Source organism: Nitrobacter sp. (assembly GCF_051535215.1).
Taxonomy (GTDB): domain Bacteria; phylum Pseudomonadota; class Alphaproteobacteria; order Rhizobiales; family Xanthobacteraceae; genus Nitrobacter.
The window spans coordinates 43,597-66,257 of sequence record NZ_JBPPLY010000007.1 but is presented as its reverse complement, the minus strand read 5'-3'; the positions used below and the strand labels follow the sequence as shown (position 1 = coordinate 66,257).

Annotated in this window: 20 protein-coding genes; 14 read left to right on the top strand and 6 right to left on the bottom strand. The window is 58.1% G+C overall.

Features of this window, described 5'->3' with window-relative positions; genetic code table 11:
* The first annotated feature begins 64 nt into the window (after positions 1-64).
* Positions 65-1,870 carry a hypothetical protein gene (locus ACS3WB_RS09415; RefSeq protein ID WP_438275299.1) on the top strand — a complete coding sequence of 602 codons (1,806 nt, stop codon included), beginning with the start codon at positions 65-67 and terminating at the stop codon, positions 1,868-1,870.
* Positions 1,871-2,448: 578 nt separating this feature from the next.
* Entirely contained in the window at positions 2,449-3,204 is a 756-nt protein-coding gene (locus ACS3WB_RS09410) for a L,D-transpeptidase (protein WP_438275374.1), read from the top strand.
* An 88-nt stretch (positions 3,205-3,292) separates the two neighbouring features.
* Here ACS3WB_RS09410 and fixJ read toward each other — a convergent pair whose 3' ends face one another.
* The 3 genes from fixJ to ACS3WB_RS09395 all read right to left on the bottom strand — a co-directional run bounded on the left by fixJ (position 3,293) and on the right by ACS3WB_RS09395 (position 6,525).
* On the bottom strand, positions 3,293-3,907 hold the full coding sequence (fixJ, locus tag ACS3WB_RS09405) for a response regulator FixJ (RefSeq protein WP_438275298.1): 615 nt from the start codon (positions 3,905-3,907) through the stop codon (positions 3,293-3,295).
* Positions 3,897-5,432, bottom strand: coding sequence for a sensor protein FixL (gene fixL, locus ACS3WB_RS09400; protein ID WP_438275297.1), 1,536 nt, complete (start codon positions 5,430-5,432; stop codon positions 3,897-3,899). Before fixL ends, fixJ begins: the two co-directional genes overlap by 11 nt.
* 364 nt (positions 5,433-5,796) lie before the next feature.
* On the bottom strand, positions 5,797-6,525 hold the full coding sequence (locus tag ACS3WB_RS09395) for a CBS domain-containing protein (protein ID WP_438275373.1): 729 nt from the start codon (positions 6,523-6,525) through the stop codon (positions 5,797-5,799).
* Between the two features lie 182 nt (positions 6,526-6,707).
* Between ACS3WB_RS09395 and ACS3WB_RS09390 the strand changes: the two genes are divergently transcribed.
* The 3 genes from ACS3WB_RS09390 to ACS3WB_RS09380 all read left to right on the top strand — a co-directional run bounded on the left by ACS3WB_RS09390 (position 6,708) and on the right by ACS3WB_RS09380 (position 8,644).
* Complete coding sequence (locus tag ACS3WB_RS09390) at positions 6,708-7,535, top strand: universal stress protein (RefSeq protein ID WP_438275296.1); 828 nt, start codon at positions 6,708-6,710, stop codon at positions 7,533-7,535.
* A gap of 108 nt (positions 7,536-7,643) precedes the next feature.
* Positions 7,644-8,114: an Hsp20/alpha crystallin family protein gene (locus ACS3WB_RS09385; RefSeq protein ID WP_438275295.1), complete on the top strand. Its 471-nt coding sequence runs from the start codon at positions 7,644-7,646 to the stop codon at positions 8,112-8,114.
* An 86-nt stretch (positions 8,115-8,200) separates the two neighbouring features.
* The gene (locus ACS3WB_RS09380; protein WP_438275294.1) at positions 8,201-8,644 is read left to right on the top strand and encodes a CBS domain-containing protein; all 444 of its coding nucleotides are present in this window, start codon (positions 8,201-8,203) and stop codon (positions 8,642-8,644) included.
* A 65-nt stretch (positions 8,645-8,709) separates the two neighbouring features.
* Here the strand turns inward: ACS3WB_RS09380 and ACS3WB_RS09375 are convergent, their stop codons facing one another.
* Positions 8,710-8,967 carry a c-type cytochrome gene (locus ACS3WB_RS09375; protein WP_438275372.1) on the bottom strand — a complete coding sequence of 86 codons (258 nt, stop codon included), beginning with the start codon at positions 8,965-8,967 and terminating at the stop codon, positions 8,710-8,712.
* A 254-nt stretch (positions 8,968-9,221) separates the two neighbouring features.
* Here ACS3WB_RS09375 and ACS3WB_RS09370 point away from each other — a divergent pair, with 254 nt between their 5' ends.
* On the top strand, positions 9,222-10,055 hold the full coding sequence (locus tag ACS3WB_RS09370) for a universal stress protein (RefSeq protein ID WP_438275293.1): 834 nt from the start codon (positions 9,222-9,224) through the stop codon (positions 10,053-10,055).
* Between the two features lie 110 nt (positions 10,056-10,165).
* Here ACS3WB_RS09370 and ACS3WB_RS09365 read toward each other — a convergent pair whose 3' ends face one another.
* Positions 10,166-11,203 (bottom strand): zinc-dependent alcohol dehydrogenase family protein, encoded by a 1,038-nt coding sequence (locus ACS3WB_RS09365; protein ID WP_438275292.1) that lies wholly within the window; start codon positions 11,201-11,203, stop codon positions 10,166-10,168.
* A 350-nt stretch (positions 11,204-11,553) separates the two neighbouring features.
* Here ACS3WB_RS09365 and ACS3WB_RS09360 point away from each other — a divergent pair, with 350 nt between their 5' ends.
* From ACS3WB_RS09360 to ACS3WB_RS09350, 3 genes are all read left to right on the top strand, one after another.
* The gene (locus ACS3WB_RS09360; protein WP_438275291.1) at positions 11,554-12,249 is read left to right on the top strand and encodes a helix-turn-helix domain-containing protein; all 696 of its coding nucleotides are present in this window, start codon (positions 11,554-11,556) and stop codon (positions 12,247-12,249) included.
* A 49-nt stretch (positions 12,250-12,298) separates the two neighbouring features.
* Positions 12,299-12,568: a hypothetical protein gene (locus tag ACS3WB_RS09355; protein ID WP_438275290.1), complete on the top strand. Its 270-nt coding sequence runs from the start codon at positions 12,299-12,301 to the stop codon at positions 12,566-12,568.
* A 685-nt stretch (positions 12,569-13,253) separates the two neighbouring features.
* On the top strand, positions 13,254-13,655 hold the full coding sequence (locus tag ACS3WB_RS09350) for a transposase (RefSeq protein ID WP_438275289.1): 402 nt from the start codon (positions 13,254-13,256) through the stop codon (positions 13,653-13,655).
* A 30-nt stretch (positions 13,656-13,685) separates the two neighbouring features.
* Here the strand turns inward: ACS3WB_RS09350 and ACS3WB_RS09345 are convergent, their stop codons facing one another.
* Positions 13,686-14,327 carry an AAA family ATPase gene (locus ACS3WB_RS09345; RefSeq protein WP_438275288.1) on the bottom strand — a complete coding sequence of 214 codons (642 nt, stop codon included), beginning with the start codon at positions 14,325-14,327 and terminating at the stop codon, positions 13,686-13,688.
* 439 nt (positions 14,328-14,766) lie between these two features.
* On the opposite strand from ACS3WB_RS09345, the gene ACS3WB_RS09340 reads away from it, so the two are divergent.
* The 5 genes from ACS3WB_RS09340 (at position 14,767) to ACS3WB_RS09320 (ending at position 22,518) form a co-directional block, all read left to right on the top strand.
* Positions 14,767-15,882 carry a calcium-binding protein gene (locus ACS3WB_RS09340; RefSeq protein ID WP_438275287.1) on the top strand — a complete coding sequence of 372 codons (1,116 nt, stop codon included), beginning with the start codon at positions 14,767-14,769 and terminating at the stop codon, positions 15,880-15,882.
* Positions 15,883-16,100: 218 nt separating this feature from the next.
* Positions 16,101-16,730 (top strand): class I SAM-dependent methyltransferase, encoded by a 630-nt coding sequence (locus tag ACS3WB_RS09335; protein WP_438275371.1) that lies wholly within the window; start codon positions 16,101-16,103, stop codon positions 16,728-16,730.
* 172 nt (positions 16,731-16,902) lie between these two features.
* Entirely contained in the window at positions 16,903-19,137 is a 2,235-nt protein-coding gene (locus ACS3WB_RS09330) for a peptidase domain-containing ABC transporter (protein ID WP_438275286.1), read from the top strand.
* The gene (locus ACS3WB_RS09325) at positions 19,127-20,476 is read left to right on the top strand and encodes an HlyD family type I secretion periplasmic adaptor subunit (protein WP_438275285.1); all 1,350 of its coding nucleotides are present in this window, start codon (positions 19,127-19,129) and stop codon (positions 20,474-20,476) included. The genes ACS3WB_RS09330 and ACS3WB_RS09325 overlap by 11 nt, the downstream gene beginning before the upstream one ends.
* Positions 20,476-22,518, top strand: coding sequence for a tetratricopeptide repeat protein (locus ACS3WB_RS09320; protein WP_438275284.1), 2,043 nt, complete (start codon positions 20,476-20,478; stop codon positions 22,516-22,518). Before ACS3WB_RS09325 ends, ACS3WB_RS09320 begins: the two co-directional genes overlap by 1 nt.
* Positions 22,519-22,661 lie beyond the last annotated feature (143 nt).

Genomic DNA, 22,661 nt, shown 5'->3' with positions numbered 1-22,661 from the left:
ACTTTTAGAAACGTTATCATCAATCGCCGCATCAAATTGATAACATACGAATCGGGAAAGCAGCATGACCGGAATTGCGGAAGGGCGTTATGCTGGAGCCTTTCGGCCTGACGGCCTGACGTTCGAAGCCCGCATCGCGCGCAACGGTGACGGCCGGTTCGAAAATCTGAGCGGTGATGTGTTTGCCGGTGCCGAGCATGTGCTCTCGTTCGTCGGCCGCGCCAGCGCATTGTCCGAAAGCACCGACGGCCGCCTGACCGGAATGGTTTCGTTCTTCTCAAGCCAGCCGCTTCACCGTAACGGAAGCTCGATCGCGGTATCGCTCTTGCGATCCACCGGGGCGGGAGCGTCGATATCGCTGACGCTGGACTTGGGCGCGGGAGACGTCACCGCCGAGCTCGAGCGGATCGGGCCGGAACTGCGTACATTGCGGATCGATATAGATGGGCTCGCAGGACTCCCCGAGCCTGACGCCTCATTGCTCGACGGCGATCAAAACGGTCACGATCTCGTCGCGGCGCTGAGGCGTGCGTCGATCGCGGCGACCGTCCATTCATCGCCGTTCCGCCCGGATACATCCGGCCGCAAGCGCCATACGATGGCGGAGCTGCATGCTCTGATGCAGGACTGGAGCCAGCCGGTCCAGGCTAACCAGCAATGGCGGCTGCATGTGCTGTTTGCAAATCGTTTCGATGGGCGCAACGGCGATGACGTCAGCGGCATCATGTACGACGTCGAGCCTGGTATGAGACCGGCGCGGCAGGGCCTCGCAGTCTTCCTCAACAGCAGCACCATCAAGGGTTGCGAGCCGGCGAACTGCCCCGACTGGCGCCGCGAGGTGGCTTTCACCCTGGTTCACGAGATCGGTCACGCCCTGAATCTTCCTCACGCTTTCGAGGATGGTCGGGCAGAGGCGTTGACCTGGATGAACTATCCGGAGCGGACGGCGATCGGCGCCGCTGCGTTCTGGTCGCAGTTCAAAGGTGTATTCGATTTGCGTGAGCTCGCCTTCCTGCACCACGCTCCGTTTTGCGATATCGCGCCGGGCCAATACGATTACGCGCAGCGCGACAGCGATCTTCTTTCCGGCGGCGGATTTCCGGCGTTTCGCAAAACCTGTTACAACACTCATCATTCGCAGCCGATAAAGGCCGCGTTGGCAATCGCGCCGCTGAAGCTGGTTTATGCATTCGGCGAGCCGATCTTTCTGAAGGCTTCCGTCACGAATAGCGGCCGCAAGCCCATCGCCGTGGCCAAGGCGCTCGATCCGAGCGACGGCTTTCTGTCCATTCAGGTTCGCACGCCGCTTGGAAAGGTCCGGCATATCCGCCCGCCTGCGGCACTATGCCAGCGCACGCCGATTGCCACGTTGCGGCATCGGCAATCGGTCAGTTTCGATGGTATTCTCGCTTCGTTCGACGCCGACGGGCCGATCTTCGATGAACCGGGCCGCTACCGGATCGACGCGACCTTCACCGGCGTTACGGGCGTTTCTCTCACGTCGCCCCCGGTCTATCTGCGGGTTCTCCATCCCGGCCGCGCGGAAGAAATCTTCGCCATTTCCATATGGGACGATCCGCAGCTCATGCGAGCGATCTATTGCCGGCAGCCGTTGCTGGCGCTCGATAGCTGGCGACGACTCGTCGACGAAACAGCGCAAGCGCTCGCCGCCGATCATGGCAATACGAGTGTGGCCTATCTGAAGTATATATCGGCAATAGGCTGGCTTTCATCCTTTGCGCCGGCATCGCGGACGAAAAAGTACCTGCCTCGGAAGCGCAAGGCCGCGGCGCATCTATCTCTGGTGGAGACGCGCGATCTTCCGAGCGGGGTAAGGTTGCGACGCAGCGAACTCATTAACCGCTCATAACGATCGAGCAACGTCTCACGTATATCGAATCCGGTAACCGATCCAGATCGTCGCAGGCGGGAATGCGGGTACAATTTCCGCCGCGCCGCCAGCAAGGACGAGCCACCTGAGCATCGCTCCGGGCGGCACACATGTCGGCATGTATGACAAGCCGGCCTCCGTCAAGATCGTCCTGCCTACGCTGCCGCATTCCGAACGCACGGCGAGATCATGGGCTGCGCGGGCGCCGGGGATAATCAGGAAACGACTCGTCGCGGACGGTGACGAGTTCACCTTGGATTACTTCACAGCGGCGATCCATGGCTGCTGCGAAGGTGATGCTGTCGAGTTCTATGGAACGGCAGCGAGGAGATGGAGCCCGCAAACGACCACGGTGGGACAGAGATCATGGACGGTGGCTCGCTTTGAAGTGATATCGCTGCGACGATATTCCCTTCATCTCCCGCCAGTCGGCTGCGTCTTCAAGAGTTTTCTGGCGTTAACGACGCTTTGCGATCTCGATCCCAAGCGGGACCGCTTCAAAGTTTATTATAATTTGCTGAGGTACCGCTTTCAGGAAGATGGATCTGGGGAAAAATATGAGGAAGCGGACAAAACGGGGAAAGACAAAAACGCTAGCACTTCCGGTCGCAGGAAGAGTTGCCATTGGCGTCATGGCCGTCGCCGCACTGGGGTACAGTTTGCTGTCTTGGCCTGCGAGCGTTCAACCGATTCGGAGGCCGTCCGTGCACCAAGTCCAGACTGCAGCTCACGTATCAACTCCGGTTCATGTCGCGTCAGCTCCAGTTGCAATCTTGGTTCCGGCACCTCGGGTCGAAACACCAAAAGCCGCTGACGCTCCCGACAGACTTGTTCGGCAGGTGGTTGACTATGTCAGTCACCAGGCGCCAGGCACAGTCATCATCGATACGAGAAACACATTCCTTTACCTCGTTCTGAACGAGGGGCAGGCGATGCGCTACGGCATCGGTGTTGGCCGCAAAGGTTTCGCATGGTCCGGCGAACAGACTGTGGTCCGTAAAACTGAATGGCCGGACTGGCGTCCACCGGTAGAGATGATATCGCGTCAACCTTATTTGCCGCGGTTTATGGCAGGCGGTCCCGGCAATCCTCTCGGCGCTCGGGCGATGTATCTGGGCGAGACCGAATATAGAATTCACGGCACTAATAAACCGGATACGATCGGAAAGCGGGTTTCGTCCGGCTGTATCCGGCTGACCAATGAGGACGTCATGGACCTTTATGATCGGGTGAACGTCGGAGCGAAAGTGATCGTGCTTCCGGCAATTGCCGCGACGGTACCCTTTCCGCCGGCAAGGTCATCCAGTCTGTAAGTCTTGCCGTCGGTCGCCGGAAGCCGAAACTCCGGCGCCGATGGCGAGGATCCCACGATGCTGGCGGAATGCCGCGGCTTGATTTACCTCAATCGTTCAAGATGCCAGCGCGCAGGGCAAGCCGGATCAACTCGGACAGGTTATGTGCCTGCATCTTGGTCATGACATTTGCCCGGTAGACCTCGATCGTCCGGGGACTGATATTATGTTCACGGGCTATCAGCTTATTGGACAGTCCTGCGACGAGGCCGTCCATGACCTGACGCTCGCGCTTGCTGAGACTCGCTATCCTTGATGCGATCTCGGCCGAGACCGCGTCACCCTTCGCATGATCGGCGCTTTGGATGGCAGCCTCGATCATTCCAATCAGCCGTTCATCTTCGAACGGCTTTTCGACAAAGTCGATCGCTCCCAATTTTATCGCTTCAACCGCGAGGGGAATATCCCCGTGTCCGGTCATGATGATGACGGGAAGGGACGAAGCATTGGCTTTGAGGCGGCGAAGCAGATCCATTCCATCGATGCCGGGCATGCGAACGTCGGACACGACACAGCCATAACCCAGGCCAGCATGGGCGCAGAGGAAGGCGGCGGCAGTGTCGAACAGCGTGACGTTGAAGCCTGCCGCCCCAAGCAAAAAATCGAGCGAGTCCCGCATCGTAGGATCGTCATCGATAACATAGACATTTCCCTTAGACGACATCGGGCAAATCCTCGGTCGAGGCTATAGGCAAGGTCAGCCGGAAGGTGGCGCCGCCGGAATCGTTCGTTTCGGCCCACATTCGGCCGCCGTGAGCTTCCACAATCGACCGGCTGATGGAAAGTCCCACTCCCATGCCGGTTTCCTTGGTCGTGAAGAAAGTCTTGAACAGGTTTGCAGCGGCGGCTTCACTGAAGCCATGACCGGTATCCGCTATGGACAGTTCGACCATCTCGTCCGAGGCTCTCCTGCTGGCGGCGACAAGTTCCCGTTTTGGTGATTCCGCCATCGCCTCCAGGGCGTTTCGAAACAGATTGACCAGGACCTGTTGAATCTGCACTCGATCCACCAGGACGCGGTCACATTTTGCATCCAGCTCAAGCCGGAGCATAACGTTCTGTTCACGGACGCCGGCAAGACCGAGCGCCCCGGCCTCTTCCATCAATTTCGTCAGGCTTTCGACGCGCTTCTCTGATTCCCGGCGGGAGACGAAATCGCGCAACCGCCGAATAATCTGGCCGGCGCGAATGGCCTGATCTGCGGCGCGATCCAGCGCAGTTTCGATTCTTGCAACGTTGGGGTCGGTACTAGCCGCCAGAAGACGGCGAGATCCCTTCATGTAGTTGCTGATCGCGGTCAACGGCTGATTCAATTCGTGTGCAAGGGTCGAGGCCATTTCACCCATGGCACTTAACCGGGACATGTGAATCAGCTCGGACTGCAGTTCCTGGAGTTTTGCCTGAGTTTGCTGATGCTCGGTAAGATCGCGAACAAAGCCGGTAAAATGTCGCTTTCCACCGGAGTGCATCTCGCCGACGGACAGATGCATTGGAAAAGTAGCCCCGTCCCGGCGTTTACCCGTAACAATCCGGCCGATGCCGATGATGTGCCGTTCGCCGGTGGATTTATAGCGTGCCAAATAGCTGTCGTGTAGGCCGCTGTCCGGTTCAGGCATCAAGATGCTGACATTCCGGCCGATGGCGTCGTGTTCCGAGTGGCCGAACAGACGTTCGGCTGCGGTGCTGAAGTGCTGCATGATGCCGTGATCATCGATAACGATCATGGCATCGGGAATCGTATCGAGGATCGAACGCAGATGATCCTCGCGCGCGAGCAAAGCTTCTTCGATCAATTTCTGATCGTCGACATCGAGCATTACGCCGCTCAGGCGCCGCGGCACTCCATCGTCGTTGATGACGAGACCGCCACGTGCCCGAACCCAGCGACTTCCTTCCGGTGTTCCACGGAGTCGGTACTGTATGTCAAACCTGCAGCCGGTCTCGATCGCGCGCTGGATAGCCGATTCAGTGCGTGCGCGATCTTCCGGCTGAAGCAGGGAGAGAAAGAGATCGTAGCTGACCGGGGTGTTTTCCGGGACACCAAAGAGCCGGCGTGTCGGTCCGGACCAGAACAGCTTCCAGGTCGAGAGATCGAGATCCCAGATGCCAACTCCGGATTCGTCGATTCCGCGTTGCAACTCCTCGTCACGAAACAGGCTGTTCAGGTGCAGCAGATCATCACGCGTCACGGTTCACTTCCCGCACGGCAAGTAAGCTTCGTGAGCATTCGTAGTCCCAGCTAAAGAGGGCTTAGCCGGGATCGTGGCCGCCACTTATGGAAGGGGCGATTGGCTCCAGCAAGAAGGATAAGACTTTGTCAGGCCAAAAAACACCATAAAATGCTGTGCTGTTATAGCCATCATCGGCTGATGCGGAAGCAGAGGCAGCGGAAGCGGAGGCAAAAGAACCGCCGTCTCCGTGCCGAAAGGGGATGAGTTGTGGATCAGCTTGCAGCGCCGAAGGTGCCGCAGGTTGACGACGCGCAGCGAAGCCATAACAGGCCGCCGATCGATCGAGCCTTTATACTATCGATCGCAGTTTGCGTTCTTGCACTCAAGCCGTCGTTGCCAGTTTGTTATCTTCGGAAGAATTCAAGTACAATCCGGACATGGGATCGACCCAGCAAAGGTTATCGTGAACTTCTTTCACGCCGGCAATATTTTCCGCCGCGACCACCGCAGCCTGCCGGGCCCGTTCGTCGATAATGGCCCCGCTGAGATGGACGGCTCCGTCGCGCACAATGACGCTCAGCCCGAAAGGACACCAGGCGCTCGCCTCGATCGAGCTCATGATACGGTCGCGAATATGATCATCATCTGCGGTCGGATCCGGAATTTCGCGAGCAAGCCCCACAACGGCCTGAAGCAAATTGGAGCGGGTCACGATTCCGACGATCTGGTCGCCCCGCACCACCGGCAACCTCTTGATGTCGTGCTTTTCCATCAGAGCCACAACGTCTTCCAGCGACGTATCTTCTGACACCGTGAGTGGTTCCGGGGTCATGATTTCACCGACTTTGCGGCCTCGCTCGTGAATGAAATCGGAGGCTTCTCTGCCGGTACCGAGCAGGACTTTCAGCCATCGCGCCCTCTTGCGCTGCGTACCGATTTCGATGCGGCAAATGAAATCACCTTCCGAAACGATGCCGACCAGCTTTCCTGCTGCGTCAATCACAGGAAGGCCGCTGATGCGATGGGTGAGCATGGTGTTCGCGGCATCGACGATGGTCGTATCAGGGCTAACCGTGATAACCCGTCTGGTCATGATCTGGTGAGCGCGCATGCCGAAGCTCCGGGGCTTGGATGAAATTGCCTGAATGCTATCGCTATTGCGTCGAGATGGCTTGACCTGGGTCAAGCCATCTCATTGGCGGGTTCTTGATCTGGATCATTTTTGCTCGACCGTTTCAGATCCATGCATGAATGGTGATTTGAGACAACCGAGCCGAAGTAAGGAAGGGAAGAATGAGCTACGCGACGATCATGGTTAGCCTGGCGTCCGATCAGGAGAACGAGCGCTGTCTTGCCATCGCCAGGGAAACGGTCGAGCGATTTGATGCGCGAGTGATCGGAATCGCGGCTGCTGAGTTCAGCCCGCCGCTCTATTTCACCTCGGGCGAACAAGCCGACAAGATGATTGAACAAGGTCGGAACGCCGTCAGAACCCGATTGTCGAAGCTCGAGACCGAGTTTCGAGAGGCCATGAGTCCGGCCTGGAAACATGTCGAATGGCGCTCCAGCATGGAGACGCCCATCCGGTTTATTGCGCGCGAAGCACGTACCGCCGATATTATCGTAATCGGGCAAAGTCGGGACGGCGCGTTTACAGACCCGTTTGCCAGGGCAAATCCCAGCGATCTGGTCATGCAGGCTGGCAGGCCGCTGCTCATTGTCCCGGAGGCGGCTGGCTGGCTCGACTTGCGAAGCGTGCTGGTCGCCTGGAAGGATACCGCGGAGGCGCGACGGGCGATCGTCGATGCGCTTCCGTTACTTCGCAAAGCCAAAGACATCACGATCGCCGAGATTGTCGAGGACGGCGGCAGCCGAGATGCCGCTTTGAACCGTACTCAAGATGTGGTCACGTGGTTGTCATATCATGACATTACGGCAAGCGCGCTTGTCCAGAAAGAAAGTTCGACGGCGGTCGCACTGGATGGCGTTGCGTCCAGTGTTGGAGCGGGCGTGCTTGTTGCGGGAGCCTATGGCCATTCGCGATTGCGTGAGTGGGTGCTCGGTGGCGTGACTCAGCATCTTGCGACTGAATCGACGCGTTGCGTGTTGCTATCGCGCTGATCTGCTCCGGCTGCAACAGACATCCTTTCTTTGATTTCGATCAAAATATTTCTGCCGGGCGCGTGGTGAGATAAGACCGCTCAGGACTCATTGTTTGGAGGATCAATCATGATGAAGTCGCTCATTCCGATAGGACGGGATAGTTCCCTGGCGCGTGCCGAAGCAAATCCATTGGCGATGCTGCAGCAAGAGATGGACCGGTTGTTCGATGGCTTCAGCAAAAGCTTTGCCGGTCTTTCGTCACGGACGCTGATGCCCAGCATGGATCTTTTCGAGACCGACAAGGAGATCGAATTAACCGCCGAACTTCCCGGCTTGGAAGAAAAGGATGTTCAGTTGAACGTCGTGGACAATCATTTGACGATTCGCGGCGAGAAGAAGAACCAGCGGGAGGAAAAAGAGAAGGACTATCATCTCGTTGAACGGAACTACGGCTCCTTCGCGCGGACTGTCGAACTGCCGCCGGGCGTAGACCTCGAAGGCATTAAGGCCGTAATGTCGAAAGGTGTCCTGAAGGTCACGGTCCCCAAGCCGGCGCCTGCGCAAGCCAGAGAAATCGAAGTCAAGGCAGCCGCCTGACTTGAAAAGCGGGGCGCACGCGGCGCAAGCGCGCGCTCGAGCTACAACTCGCCATAGAGTTCAGATGCAGCAGGTCGGGTGATATTTTGCATCAATTTATCGAACAGATCGTTGAACGTTACATGACACGCAAGGTCAGGACGGTGTCGTGTGAAGTCACGATGGACGAACTCAACGATCTGTTCGCCAGCGATGATTTCAATGCCTATCCCGTCGTCGACCAGCAGGAGGTCGTCGGCCTGGTAACGAAGTTCGATTTCCTCAAATGCTTCGCCCTCACGCTGAGTTCGATGGTTCCGCGCTATGATGAGCTTATGAAACGAACCGCCTCTGATGTGATGATCCACGAATTCATCTATGTGGGGGCAACGACGAAGTTGGTGCGCGTGTTGCAATTGATGGTCGAGCATCGGCTCCGAAGCATCCCCGTTATGGATGCTGACCAGCATCTTATCGGCATGATTGCGCGTGAGGATATCATGCAAGCTTTGCGCGACTGCACGCGGGACGACAAGCGCACTTTTGATTGAATAGTTCGCTGACCCCGAAATTGCCGCGCGATGGCCAATTTCGAGAAGGCTACCATTAGCACCGGCTATTCCAGAGATTTGAGAAACATAATCAAATCGTTGATCTGATCGGGTTCGAACTGGAATTGCGGCATGCTGGGATGCCCGGTCGTGATTCCTTCGGCAAGGGCTTCCTCGAGCGTTTCGACAGGATAGCGCTCGTGCAGCTTGCGGAACGGCGGCGCAACCCGAAGCGGGCTGGGACTGACCTTGTCGATTGCGTGGCACTCCGAACAATAAAGCAGCGCCAAGCGCCGCCCCTGTTCGACGTTCCCGGCTTCCATGCGCTGGACCGCTCCCAAAGTGAAAATCATGGACAGCGCCAGAAGCAACGAGGAGTTAGCAATGCGCATTGTCGCCTCCTGCATAAAAGGTTGAATACGGCGATACCTTCCTAGCAGGGCGTGTTCGAGTTTCGTTGACCTGAGTCAAGGCACCGACGTTCAGAGACGTGCGTTTTCGCCTTGAAGTACGTCAATTCGATTTGGCATCACTATTATATTTTGTTTCTTGAATTATATCCGTTGGGAGAATTCGTATGATCAAGGACATCATTCTCCATCTGGAGCGCGATCCGTCACGGGATGTCGTTCGCGACTTTGCCGCTTCGACAGCCGAAATGTTTGCCGCGCATCTGACCGGAGTCTCTTTCGCTTTTGCGGCGAGTATTCCGAGCTATATCGTTCCAAATTTCCCCGCAGGCGTTCTCGCCGACCTTTTTGCCGAAAGCGAGACAGCGGCGCGTGGCACAATCGACCGCTTTGAGGCCGCTATGAAGCGTAGCGGTCTGTCGGCTGAGCCACGGCTTGTCCTGCAGACTGAATTCGGGCCGCCCGGAACGTTTTCGGAGATGGCACGATGTTTCGATCTAAGCATCATCATGCAATCGGACGACTATAGTGGCATCAACAACAGCGATTTAATCGAAGCGACGCTGTTTGATTCCGGCCGGCCGCTTATCGTCGTTCCCTACATCCAGCAGAAGGGGTTGGAGCTCGACCGGGTCGTGTGCTGTTGGGATGGAAGCCGCGCCGCGGTGCGTGCCATCAATGATGCGTTGCCGTTGTTGAGAAAAGCCAATGCCGTCGAATTGTTCATCGTCGAAAACGAGAAGACCGCTAACGAGAACCTTATCGGCGGAGTTGAGATCGGCCGGCATCTGGCCCGTCACGATATCAAAATCGAGGTGAGAAGAACGCCCGCCGCGGATATCGATGTGCCGAACGTCATACTGTCGCATGTTGCCGACAGTTCGGCGAGCATGCTCGTGATGGGCGGCTACGGACATTCCCGCCTCCGCGAATTCGTGCTTGGCGGAGCGACACGCGGAATACTGTCTGCGATGACGGTTCCAGTTTTCTTGTCGCATTAGGCGTCGTCTCCGCGGCTGAGTTGCGCGTCATTTCGAGGCGCGAGGCGGCCTTCGTGGGGTGCTGACTACGCGGGAAGATCGCTTTTGATTTCGTCAAAAGCGGACAGACTCTAGGCCGCGATGATCACTTTCAGCGCGCCGGTATCGGAAGCGCGGCTGAATGTATCGTACGCTTCAAGAATCTGGTCGAGGAGAAAGCGATGGGTAATCAATTTGGCGGGATTGACCTTATTTGATCGGACCGTCTTGAGAAGCATCGGGGTCGTGACCGTATCGACCAGTCTGGTCGTAATTGAGACGTTGTGCGACCATAATCGCTCGAGATGCAAGTCGACCTTGCTGCCGTGCACGCCGATGTTGGCGATGGTGCCGCCGGGGGCGACGATGTCCTGGCACAGCACGAAGGTGGCAGGAACGCCGACGGCTTCGATCGCCGTATCGACGCCTTTGCCGCCCGTCAATGCTTTCACTTCGTCGGCAGCCCTTCCACTCGCGCTGTTAATCGTATGTGTCGCGCCGAATATCTTGGCGACCTCGAGACGTTTGTTATCCAGATCGATCATGATGAGTTCAGCCGGAGAATAGAACTGCGCTGTCAGCAATGCGGCAAGACCGATCGGCCCGGAGCCGACGATCGCGACGGTCGATCCGGGCGCCACCTTGCCGTTCAGGACGCCGCATTCGAAGCCGGTCGGCAGAATATCGCTCAACATGACGAGCGCTTCTTCATCGGCATCAGCCGGGATGTGATAAAGGCTGGTATCGGCATGCGGGGTCCGAACATATTCCGCTTGTGTCCCATCGATTTCGTTGCCGAGAATCCAGCCGCCGGTGGTGCAATGGGAGTAGAGACCTCGGCGGCAGTATTCGCATTTGCCGCAGGAGGAAATGCAGGAAACCAGGACATGGTCTCCCGGTTTGAAGGTCGTGACACCGGCGCCCACTGCATCGACGATCCCGACACCTTCGTGCCCGAGGATGCGGCCCGGCGCGCAGGTTGGCACGTCGCCTTTCAGGATATGCAGGTCCGTGCCGCAGATCGTCGTCTTCACCATCTTGACGATGGCATCTCCCGCAGACTGGATTTGCGGCTTGGGACGATCTTCGAGCGTTTTGTGCCCGGGTCCATGGTAGACGAGCGCTTTCATTGGAATGATCCGATCCGATAATTGCCTGTCGTTCGATAAGAGCCGGTCCGTCGCGCCGCACGTTGATTTTGATCAAGGTCGATCTTAGTTCGGCAGGTTTCGGCGATCGACACGCGCGCGAGTTTCACGCTCGACACGCACGATCCGGAGTGGGCAGGAAGACCTTGGGAAGGATTGCGACATACGCCGACGGAGTGCCGAAATATCGGGGCGACGTCCGCCTGATGTGATGGAACATCTCCGGCACCTCCGTAGAAGCCCCTAGGAGGCTCCCCTTAGGATATCGACCGAAATATTCCGGCGTCTACGTCTCGGGTAAACCAAACCATCCGCACCGAGGAGATGATGACATGCATACCCAGACGATCGCTCCCCCGACTGCCAAGGCTCTCAACATCTCGCATGTCATGGCGACTGAACCAGCCGATCAATTCAGTGCCATCGCTCGTTGCTCAGGAGTGGTCGCGAGCGAATTTTCCTACAAGAAAGAGGAGGAAATTTACGGTGAGGGCGAGCCTTCCGAATATCTTTACCAGATTATCTGCGGTGCAGTGCGCACCTATAAACTCCTGAGCGACGGGCGAAGGCAGATCGGCGCGTTCCACCTGCCGGGCGACATTTTTGGTCTCGACCCCGGTTCGGAGCACCGCCTCACTGCCGAGGCGATCGTCGATACCACCGTCCGCCTCGTGTCTCGCCGCAGCCTCGAGAAGGCCGCAGCATCGAACGTCCAGGTTGCCCGCAATCTCTGGACATTGACGGCAAGCGATCTCCGGCACGCCGAAGATCATATGCTGCTTCTTGGCCGTAAGACTGCGATGGAGCGGGTGGCCACTTTCCTCCTGGAAATGGACCGCCGGCTCGCCAAGGCCGGCATGATGGCACTCCCGATGTGTCGTCGCGATATTGGCGATTATCTCGGTCTGACGCTGGAAACCGTCTCACGGGCGCTTTCGCAACTCAGTGATGATGGCGTCCTGATGTTCTCGAGCGCTCGCCAGATCGCGTTGCGTAACCGGCGGCGGTTGTCCGCCATGGAGGCTTGAGGGCACTGCGGTTCACCCGGCCACCATTCAGAAAGACGAGGAGTTTCCGATGAACGACTATCGCGTCTCTTTCTACAAGAACCTGCTGAATTCGGACGGGCATAATTTCAAGTGTCTTCAGCGGCAGATCGATGTTCAATCAGATGATCCCTCTCAGGCGCTGATTCTGGCAGAACAGAAAATCCGCCATGAGCGACTGAACATCGACTGTGCTGAGGTCGCGTATCTGCCAGTCGAACCTCATGGATGCGACCATCGGTCTCGTCCCTGTGCCCGTGGCGCATTGCCTGCTGTCGCAATGTCAAATTTTAGCGTTTGAGGCTGGGCCATGTGTTGCGTAGCCTGGCGCTGCTGCGGGAGCCAATTGCGTCAGGAACCGACGAGCACACGGTGAGCGGTTGATGGCGACAAGTTAACGTTAAAAAAAGGTAAAAATTACGGTCTGACCGCGGTTCACCTATGGTCGCATGACGAACAAAAGATCGCGAATCGGTTCGTCGCCGCTCGGATCGGACAAACCGGCTCGGTAGAAACGGGCGTAACAGTCCGCTGTCTGAGTGGCAGCGGGGCCCGCAAACGCATTTTGCGGATTTGAAAGCGTACAGATCCTCCGTGCGACGTTGAAAAATCGGATCCGCACCGGATTAGCGACCCACAACTGGCTTGGATTTGATATTTTGTTAAAAAGCAGTATTTTATGTGTTCGTCTTATAATAATGGCGGAGATGATAAAGCGGCCGATGTTAAAGACGTCTGTCGATCGGACCGCGTCGAGGTTGGCCAGTGGTTGCCTGCAAATTACGTTGCATTGCAACTAACACCAATGGCTAACTTGCGCGGATACCGGATGATGATCGACATTGGGGCAATGCTGAATTACCAATAAATTTCTGTTGTGGCGTTATTTCCAACAATATTTACATTGGTTCTGATTTACATTGGTTCTGGCGTCGGCTTAGGCGAGTCGTTAATGGACGATGAACCGAGCGCATTTGGACGGTAAGATGAAGAAGCATTCGCACGAGGAAATTCTTTTGAAGCTGGCCCGGGCGGACGAACTGGCTCGCGCTGGCAATTCCCAGGTGGACGTTTGCAAGGCGCTCGGGGTGAGCGTGATGACGCTGCATCGGTGGCGGAAGCTTCCCTTGCCCAGGCCGGAATCAGACGTCCCCCGGAATCACGCCAATGATCAGGACCGCAAGGCGCTCGCCGGCTCGCCGGCGATGGACCAGATGCGCTATGTTCTGGAAGAGCTCAAGCTCGAGAATCAGCGGCTCCGAAAGATAGTGACGGATCTCTTGCTCGAGAAAATGAGGCTGGAGGAAGCCGCGGTAACAGCCTCATCCCGTCCATCAGGCACGCAAAACGTGATCCCCACTTTGCTTGGTCCTGCTGAGTCCAGATAACCTCATCGAGCTGAAGCGATCGGGTTTGCTCTATTCCTCCCGCTCAGCCCGTTCGATCGTATCCGCGAGCTGCTGGATTTCCTGGTCGGCCGCATCCCCCGGCATGAAGCTTGTAACCGACTGACCGTTGGTGAAGCAGCGGACGAAGGCGGCGCGGGCGGCGATCGACGGCGCGACGATTTCGCCGAACCCGCTCAATTCGTCGATCAGTTGCCGCCCTTCGAGCGTGCGGCGGTCTAGTCTGTTGGGCACGAGGATCACCTTGATTCGATCTCGCCGGTGTTTCCGCGCTGCGTCGATGATCGCAAGGGTCTGCAGCGTCGCGTCGAGATCAAGACCGGACGGCGTGCAGGGCACCAGGATCAGATTGGCCAGCGCGATCGAGGCGCCCATCTCGCGCGCATTTGGAGCCGTATCGATGACCACCACGCCGGCTTGAATGCTGCGCACCTCCTGGGCCCAGGCGGACACCGACGTTTGCTCCAAAGCCATTTCATAAACGGGGAATTCAAGATTGCCCGGCTCCGCCCATTGTGAAGCAGAGCGTTGAGGATCGCTGTCGACTAGCGCGACCTGATGGCCGCGGCGTGCGAGGGCTGCAGCGGCGCAGACCGCAATCGTGGTTTTGCCGACACCGCCTTTGCGCTGGGTAACGGTGATAATCCTCCGCATCGATCCGGAAAAGCTCATATGGGCGCCACAGTAACGAAATCTCACATTTCCGGGCAATAAAGCCCGACGGCATTACCATTCCTTAACTGACAATCACAATCGAGAACGGCGTGGAATCTGCTCCCGGATCGATATTCTAACGCATGCTTCGACGGCGAATTGCGAATGACAGTTCCGAAACGACGAGGAACCGGCCCAAACGCCCTGAAATCCCTTGTTAAGTGGCCTCGGAGGCGGTCAGGACCGGCTGTAGCGGACGATAAGAGTAAAATGTATGTTAACAGCCCGTGAATTTGACCCCTTGACTCAGGCGGCATCACACAACTAACATAACAAATATCGCGGTGCATCATAACATATAACGTGATGATGCATTCGGCGCGGATCAATTCCTGGTTCAAGCATAGAGCACCTTCGAGCCGCAGCATATTAGCGTCGATTGGCGTCGACCGGGGTATCTGCTTCGCTACAGATCTTGGGATTCCAGTCAGAGGGTACCATGGCCATTTCCTACCTGACGAAGACCGAGCTGGATCATTTCGTCCAGCATAACGGAAATATCGAAGCGGGCGTAAGATCAGCGCTGATCGACTCGCTCGAACAAAGCGGCGTCTTCCATGAGAATGAGGATGGCACAAGGGGATGGTTGGAGTCCGGACCATTTCACGGCGGACCGGTTCCGCCGATCGTTCAGATTTTGGACGTGTCGCAGTCGACGAATGTCCAGACTAATCCCAACCTGAAGGCGATCATTCTGGACGATCACAGCGCCCGGCTGAATGTGACCGGCGGTGACAACGACATATTCGTCGCGGCCGGCAGAGGGTCCGACACCATCAACCTGCACGACAGCGGCAACGATACTGTCTATGGCGGCAGCGGCAACGACGTGATCCGCGGAGGTCACGGTGACAGTTCGCTGTTCGGTGGTGCCGGTAATGACAGCATTTTCGGCGGCACCGGTAACGACACGCTGGATGGCGGCGGGGGCAATGACTATCTTGTGTCGGGCGCGCTGGCCTCAGGCGGAGGCGGCGGTCATTCGCACGATGCCAACGCGGGTGGTCACTCGCACCACGGCGGTCATGGTCACCCTCACGGCGGTACGGGCGGTCATACGCATCTTGCCAGTGCGGACAATAACCTCCACGGCGGCGGCGGCAACACGGGCGGGCACAGCACGCTTCTCGGCGGCGCTGGAAACGACACGCTGGTCGGCGTGCAGGGCGACGTCATGCAGGGCGGTGCCGGCAACGACCAGATCTGGCTGCGTGATGGCGGCGCTCATGGCGCTAACTCCACGCTGGAGGGCGGTGCCGGCAATGACACCTTCCATATCCAGACGCACCACGGCAACGATACGATCTTCGGGGGTGGCGGCAAAGACACCGTCGACTTTGCCGATCGCTCGATCTTTGACCTAACCAAGATTGATCCCGATTCGAGCACCAACACTTACACGCTCCACTTCAGCGATCACCAGACGATTGCGGTCAGCGGAGTTGAGGAACTTCACTTCAGCGACCAGATCGTCACCCTGCCGAAGCTTTCGTAATTCGGCCGCTAAAGACGCAACATTTGCGAAAGCCCCGCTTCTCCCGGCGGGGCTTTTGCTTTTGAGAGGTTCTGTAGACTCGATGTTAGTGATATGGAAAAGCTTCGATAGGCAATCATGCCTTTGTGAGGCCACATCGATAGGGTGATTGTAGTCGGCCCCGGAGCCGTCTCGTTCAACCCGCTTTCCGATAGCTCCAATCGGGATGTTAGGAGCCGATCTTGTCCGGTATCAAGCACTTGCTCAATGCGGGCTCCGGACCTGGACCGGCGCGGCGAATTGCTCACATGATCCATGAGCAAGAGTTGAAAGAGGTCCGGTTTGACATCGATCCCGGCGTCCAACCGGATGTCGTTGGTTCGGTCCTCGAACTCGAGAAATCCTTCGAACCGCAGTCGTTCGACGTGATTTGGTCATCGCACGTCCTGGAACACCTCTATGCCCACGATGTTTTTCCCACGCTGCGCCAGTTCCATCGGATTCTGAAGGAGGACGGGTTTGCCCTGCTGATGACGCCGGATCTCGAGGCCGTAGCTCATTTCATCGTCGAGCAAGGTATTGCGGCCGTCGCCTATCAATCTCCGGCCGGTCCCATCAGGCCCCTCGACATGCTTTACGGCCATTCCCGTGCGATCGAGGAAGGCCACATGCATATGGCCCATCGCACCGGATTTACGGCCGAGCGCCTCGGCAATCTGCTGTTGATGGCGGGCTTTCCCACCATCTCGGTGGCGACGGAAAATTTTGAGGTCTGTGCCCTGGCGCTGATGCCCGAGGCGGATGACGCAGCCATCAAGAGGACATTGTTAGGAAGCGGCTTCAACTTTCAGGAAGAAGTGACAGCCTAGTTCCGTTACGCCCCCGGCCGTCGAGGATTGCGGATTTATCGCGGCGGCGCCGGCCGCCAAATGTTCGTGTTTCCGTCACTTTTATTGTATCTAATGTTATCGATATGGGCGTGTTATCATTCAATCCGGAATGATACGCTCTGATGAGCAATAACAGACAGACCGGACTTTCATGATCGCGCAATCCGTCGCCGAGAATGCCGATATCGATCCGTTGCTTCCGTCCGGACTCGAATGTCTGGTCATCGTCGCACGACAGCACGGCCTGCATCTCACCTCGACTCAGCTTATCAAGGACAACCTTCTCAGCGGCGAGGAGGTGCTTCCCGGCCGGCTTGTCCGCTGCGCCGAAAAGGCAGGCATGCGATCGAAGCACGTTCAACTCGATTGGGACGGACTTTCTCATCTGAAAAAGGCGCTTCCGGCCATCGTTGGTCTGCGCAACGGAAGCTACATGGTGTTGTTGCGCGTCGATGGCGACGCCAACAATACCCGCATTGCGCTGAGAGACCCGAATGCGGCGGAAGACGCGCTGCTCGTGATCGATCGGCCGCGTTTCGAGGATATCTGGTCCGGGGACGTCATTCTAGCCAAGCGCAACTACGATATATCGGACGAATCCCAGCCCTTCAGTTTCGGTCTGGTTACGGCATTGATATTTCGCGAGCGGCGCATCGTCCGGGACGTGGCGATCGCCGCGCTGGTTCTCGGATTTCTCGGCCTCGCGCCCATCATGTTCTGGCGCCTGCTGTCGGACAAGGTGATCTTCTATCACGCGTACAATACCTTCTATGTGCTTTGCCTCGCGATGCTGGTCCTCATCGCTTTCGAAGCGATGTTCGCGTTCCTCAGGCAAATCCTTGTTCATCACCTGACGACCAGGCTCGATGTCAAGCTGTCCACCTACGTTTTCGAAAAAGTGCTCAATCTTCCCATCGACTATTTCGAGCAGACCGCGGTCGGCCTCGTCGCGCGCGACATCCGGGAAGTGTTCCGTATTCGCTCGTTTTTGATGGGCCAGTTGTTCGGCACGCTGCTGGATTCGACGACGCTGTTTTTCTTCCTGCCCGTCATGTTCTTCTTCAGCCCGGTCATGACCCTGGTTGTCCTGGCGTTGTCGGGGATGATCGTCGGATGGTTGATCCTGATGCTTCCGACCTATCGCAAGGCGTCGCATGCCGTCCTGGTCGCGGAAGGCGAACAGGGCGCGTTTCTGGTCCAAACGCTCAACGGCATCCGGACGGTGAAATCGCTCGCACTCGATTCGCGGCAGCGCCATTTGTGGGACGTGCTGGTTGCACGGGTCGCCAAGGCGCGGTTCGCGGAGGGAATGACGGGAAATGCGATCCAGGCGGTGGTGCGTCCGCTGGAGCGGCTTGCGGTGAGCGGTTCTTATGCGGTCGGCGTGTATCTCGCGCTGACCAACAGCGATCCCGTTTTTATCGGGGCGTTGTTTGCATTCCTGATGCTGTCGCAGCGGGTGTCGGCCCCGTTGATGCAGATGGCCCAGTTGATCAATCAATATGATGAAGCGCGGAGCGCGGTCGCGACCGTCAGCAACCTCGTGAACCAGCCGGCCGAGGAGGGGCGTTCCGGGCATGGCGTCCGCTCGCCGATCGAGGGCAGGGTGGAATTTTCAAACGTCACCTTCAGATATAAGGGCGCAGTCTCGCCGACGCTGAATGGCGTTTCCTTTGAGGTAACCCGGGGAACGACGCTCGGCGTGATGGGCAAGAGCGGTTCCGGAAAGACCACGATCACGCGACTCCTGCAGCGATTGCATTCCGATTACGACGGACTGATCAAGATCGACGGGATCGACGTTCGCGAATACGATGTCGATCATCTGCGCAGGAACGTCGGCATCGTTTTGCAGGAAAATTTTCTTTTTAGCGGGACGATACGCGAGAACATCTGCGCGGCCGTGCCGGACGCCACTTTCGATGATGTCGTCAAGGCGGCGCGAATGGCGGGCGCGGAGGAGTTCATCGACAAGCTGCCGCGCGGTTATGAAACCCGTGTCTATGAAGGATCGCCCAATCTCTCCGGAGGACAGCGGCAGCGTCTCGCAATCGCGCGAGCGCTGATCGTCGATCCGCCGATTCTCATTCTTGACGAGGCCACGAGCGCGCTCGACGCCGACAGCGAGGCCATCGTGAACGGCAACATTACGCGAATAGCGAATGGCCGGACGCTGATCATTATTTCTCACCGGTTGTCGTCGCTGACGGCGGCGGACGCTATCCTCGTGCTCGACCGGGGAGTGGTCGACGATATCGGGCGCCACACGGAGTTGCTGGAGCGGAACGATATCTACAGTTCGCTCTGGTATCAGCAGAACACCCATCTCGTGCCCGCGGTCCGTAGCGACAAGCCGAAACTCCGGAGCCCGACCCTTGTCCCATAGCCAGGCGTCGCTCGCCACCGTTCGCCAATTCCAGTCGGAGACGGACGCAATCCGGGAGGCGGCCGAACCACTCGCCGCGCGCGCCACGCTGTTCGTGCTTTCCGCGCTTCTTGTTTCGATTGTCGCAATTCTATGCCTGACGCGGATCGACCGCGTCATCACCAGCGTGACCGGCAATATCGTGCCGGCCGGTCATATCAATGTCCTGCAGGCGCTGGATCCATCGATCATCAAGACAATTAACGTGCGCGAGGGCGAGCAGGTTCAGACGGGGCAGTTGCTCGCCACGCTCGATGCGACCTTCACCTCCGCCGACTTGACGCAGGCGAAGTTGCAGATGGCAAGCCTTGAGGCGCAGGTCGCGCGTGACGAGGCCGAGTTGAACCAGAAGCCGCCCGTATTTGCTGACAAGTCGGATCCGGACTTCCAGAAATATGCGGCCCTGCAGAAGGCGCTCTATGGGCAGCGCGTGGCTCAGTACAACGCCCAAATCAACAGTTTTGAATCGAAGATCAAGGAGACCCAGGCGACGATCGAAAAGCTTCGTGGCGACGACGCCCGATATCGGCAACGCGATGATGTTCTTGAAAAAATCGAGAAGATGCGCACGACTCTCGCGGAGCACGGCACGGGATCTCAGCTCAACATGTACGTTTCCCAGGATGCCCGGCTGGAATTGCTGCGGACACTGGAGAATACGCACAATGGCCTGATCGTGGCGCAGAATACGCTGGGCTCGGTCATTGCCGATCGCGACGCCTTCAAACAGCAATGGTTCGCGCAATTGAGCCAGGATCTGGTGACGACGCGCAACAAGCTCGACGAAGCGAAAGCGACCTACGAGAAGGCGCTCAAGCATCAGAACCTGGTGCGCTGGACCGCTGCCGAACCCTCGGTTGTGCTGACCATGGCAAGGCTTTCGGTCGGCTCGGTGCTCAAGCCGGGAGATCCTTTCATCACGCTGATGCCGATCGACACCAAGCTCGAAGCGGAAATCAGGATTTCCTCGCGCGATGTCGGATTCATCCGGGCTGGTGATCCCTGCACTATCAAGGTCGACGCCTTCAATGCGGCGGAGCACGGTACGGCGGCCGGAAATGTGCGCTGGATCAGCGAGGGCGCGTTCACGACGGACGATGACGGCAAGCCGCTCGATTACACCTACTACAAGGCGCGCTGCTCGGTGGACGCGTATAATTTCAAGGACGTGCCGAGCAACTTCCGCCTGATTCCGGGCATGACCCTTCAAGGGGATATCAATGTCGGCACTCGTTCTGCCGCGATGTATCTGCTCGGTGGAATGCTGAAGGGCATTCATGAGGCTATGCGTGAACCATGATGCTTTCGCCGCGATCGCTTCTGGATTGGATTCGTCCAGCGTCCGCAACGTCGCGCCCTGGTCCTTTGGAGCAGGGGGTGGCTGCGTATGAGCGCGGTAAATACCTCGAAGCGATCGGGTGCTGGAAGCTGGCATCAGAGGCCGGCGAGGCCGAAGCGGGCTACCGAATAGGCACGCTTTATGTGAAAGGCGAGGGTGTCGTCAGGAGCGTGCCGGATGCCGTAGCCTGGTACGAGTGGGCGGCTCGGTTGGGCAATGTCGAAGCGCAGTTTCAACTTGGCCTGATCTTTCTGCATGGGGACAAGCCGCTGCTCGGTCCCTATCGCCACGAAACCTGGCGCAGATCTTCCGCCGTTCGGCTGGGCGAAAAAGCGTCGGATATCCACCATCTTGTATTTCCGTATGGAACGATCGTTGAAAGGGATGTCGAGGCGGCCTTCGGCTGGATCTCGGCCGCTGCGGAGAGAGGTAAAGCAGAAGCACAGACCGTCCTCGGCAACATGTACTGCGAGGGACTCGGCTGCGAGAAGGATTTAGGTGCGGCGCTCGGATGGTATCTGGCCGGGGCGGATCAGAACTGCGCGGCCGCGGAATTCGCGCTGGGCGACGTCTATTATCAGGGCAAGGGTGTTCCCGTCGATTTCGAACAGGCGGCGGTCTGGTATCGCAAGGCGGCCGAACGGGATCATGTCAGAGCGCAGGTTGCGCTTGCGTTCATGAACCTGAAAGGAACGGGTATGCCGGAGGCTCCGACGGAAGCCGCTCGCCTGTTCCATAACGCGGCCAAGCATGATGATGCGATCGCGCTCTACAATATCGGTCTGCTGCGTCTGGCAGGTCATGGCGTCGCGAAGGATGTCGACCGGGCCGAAACCGCGCTGCGCAAGGCGGCGCGCAAGGACTACTTTCCCGCAATCCAGGCCTTGGCCGATTTCTATTCGCACGGCGCAGGTGCCGAGCCGGATTTGAGGGAAGCGGCCGTCTGGTACGAAAAGGCTGCCGAGCGCGGAGACGTGCAGGCGCAGTTTTTCATGGGCCGCTTCTACGCGACAGGCACTGGCGTCGGTCCGAATATCCGTCAGGCTGCGAAATGGTTCGAGCGCGCGGCCGGCAATGGCCATGCGACCGCCGCGTTCAACATCGCCATCTTCTATCTCAACGGCTCCGGCGTTGAACGCAACGTGAAAGCCGCTATCGAGTGGTTCGAGCGTGCGTCCGAAGGCGGCATCCGCGCCGCGCAGTTGCAACTCGGCAAGCTGTATTCGGCGGGCAATGGAGTCCCGCGCGATCACAAGCGCGCGGGAGAGTGGCTCAGCAAGGCAGCCGCGGGCGGGGATCCGGATGCCAAGCTGTCCTATGCGCTTTTCCTGCTCCATCAAGAAGAAGGGCCGACTGAACGGCTTGAACAGGTGCGCTCGCTGTTGAGCGAGGCGGCTGAAACCGGTCATGCGCCGGCTGCGTTTCAACTCGGTATTTTGGAAATGGGGAGGTTCGGGGGACCTGCGAATGCCGAAGCTGCCGTTTCGTGGTTCACTCGCGCCGCTGGCGTCGGTCATATCGATGCTCAATACACATTGGCGCTGCTGTATCTCGATCAGGAGAGCGCCATCAGCGATACGAAAGCCGCGGCGGCGTGGATGACCGAAGCCGCACAGGCCGGCCATGCGGGCGCGCAGTTTCATCTCGCGGTGATGTATTGCACCGGTGCGGGCGTGGCCAAGGATGTGGCCCAGGGTGCGAGTTGGTACGAAGCGGCGGCGCGCCAGGGACACAAGGTCGCGCAATTCAATTTCGCGGTGATGCTTGGAAAAGGGCAGGGATGCGAGGCAGATCCTGAAAAGGCGGCCGAATGGTTCAGGAAGGCGGCCGAGCAGGACATGGCGGAAGCGCAAGTTGCGCTCGGCGATGCGCTGATGTCGGGAAGCGGCATTGCGCAAGACCGCGACGCGGCGGCGCACTGGTACCAGCAGGCAGCGCGTAAAAACAACGAAGTAGCCGTGCGTCGTCTAAACGCAATCGGCGTGGCGCTGGTCGATAGTTGAGCATCGCTCGGCGGCCGGATTGCTGAAGGTTTGGTGCAGCATTGTGTTTATTGCCGAGAACGAAGCACTCGCGAGATGCGAGTGGATGTCTTCGAACCGGTAACCGTGATGGGAAGCTGAGTGAGAGCGGATGAGGAAGAGCG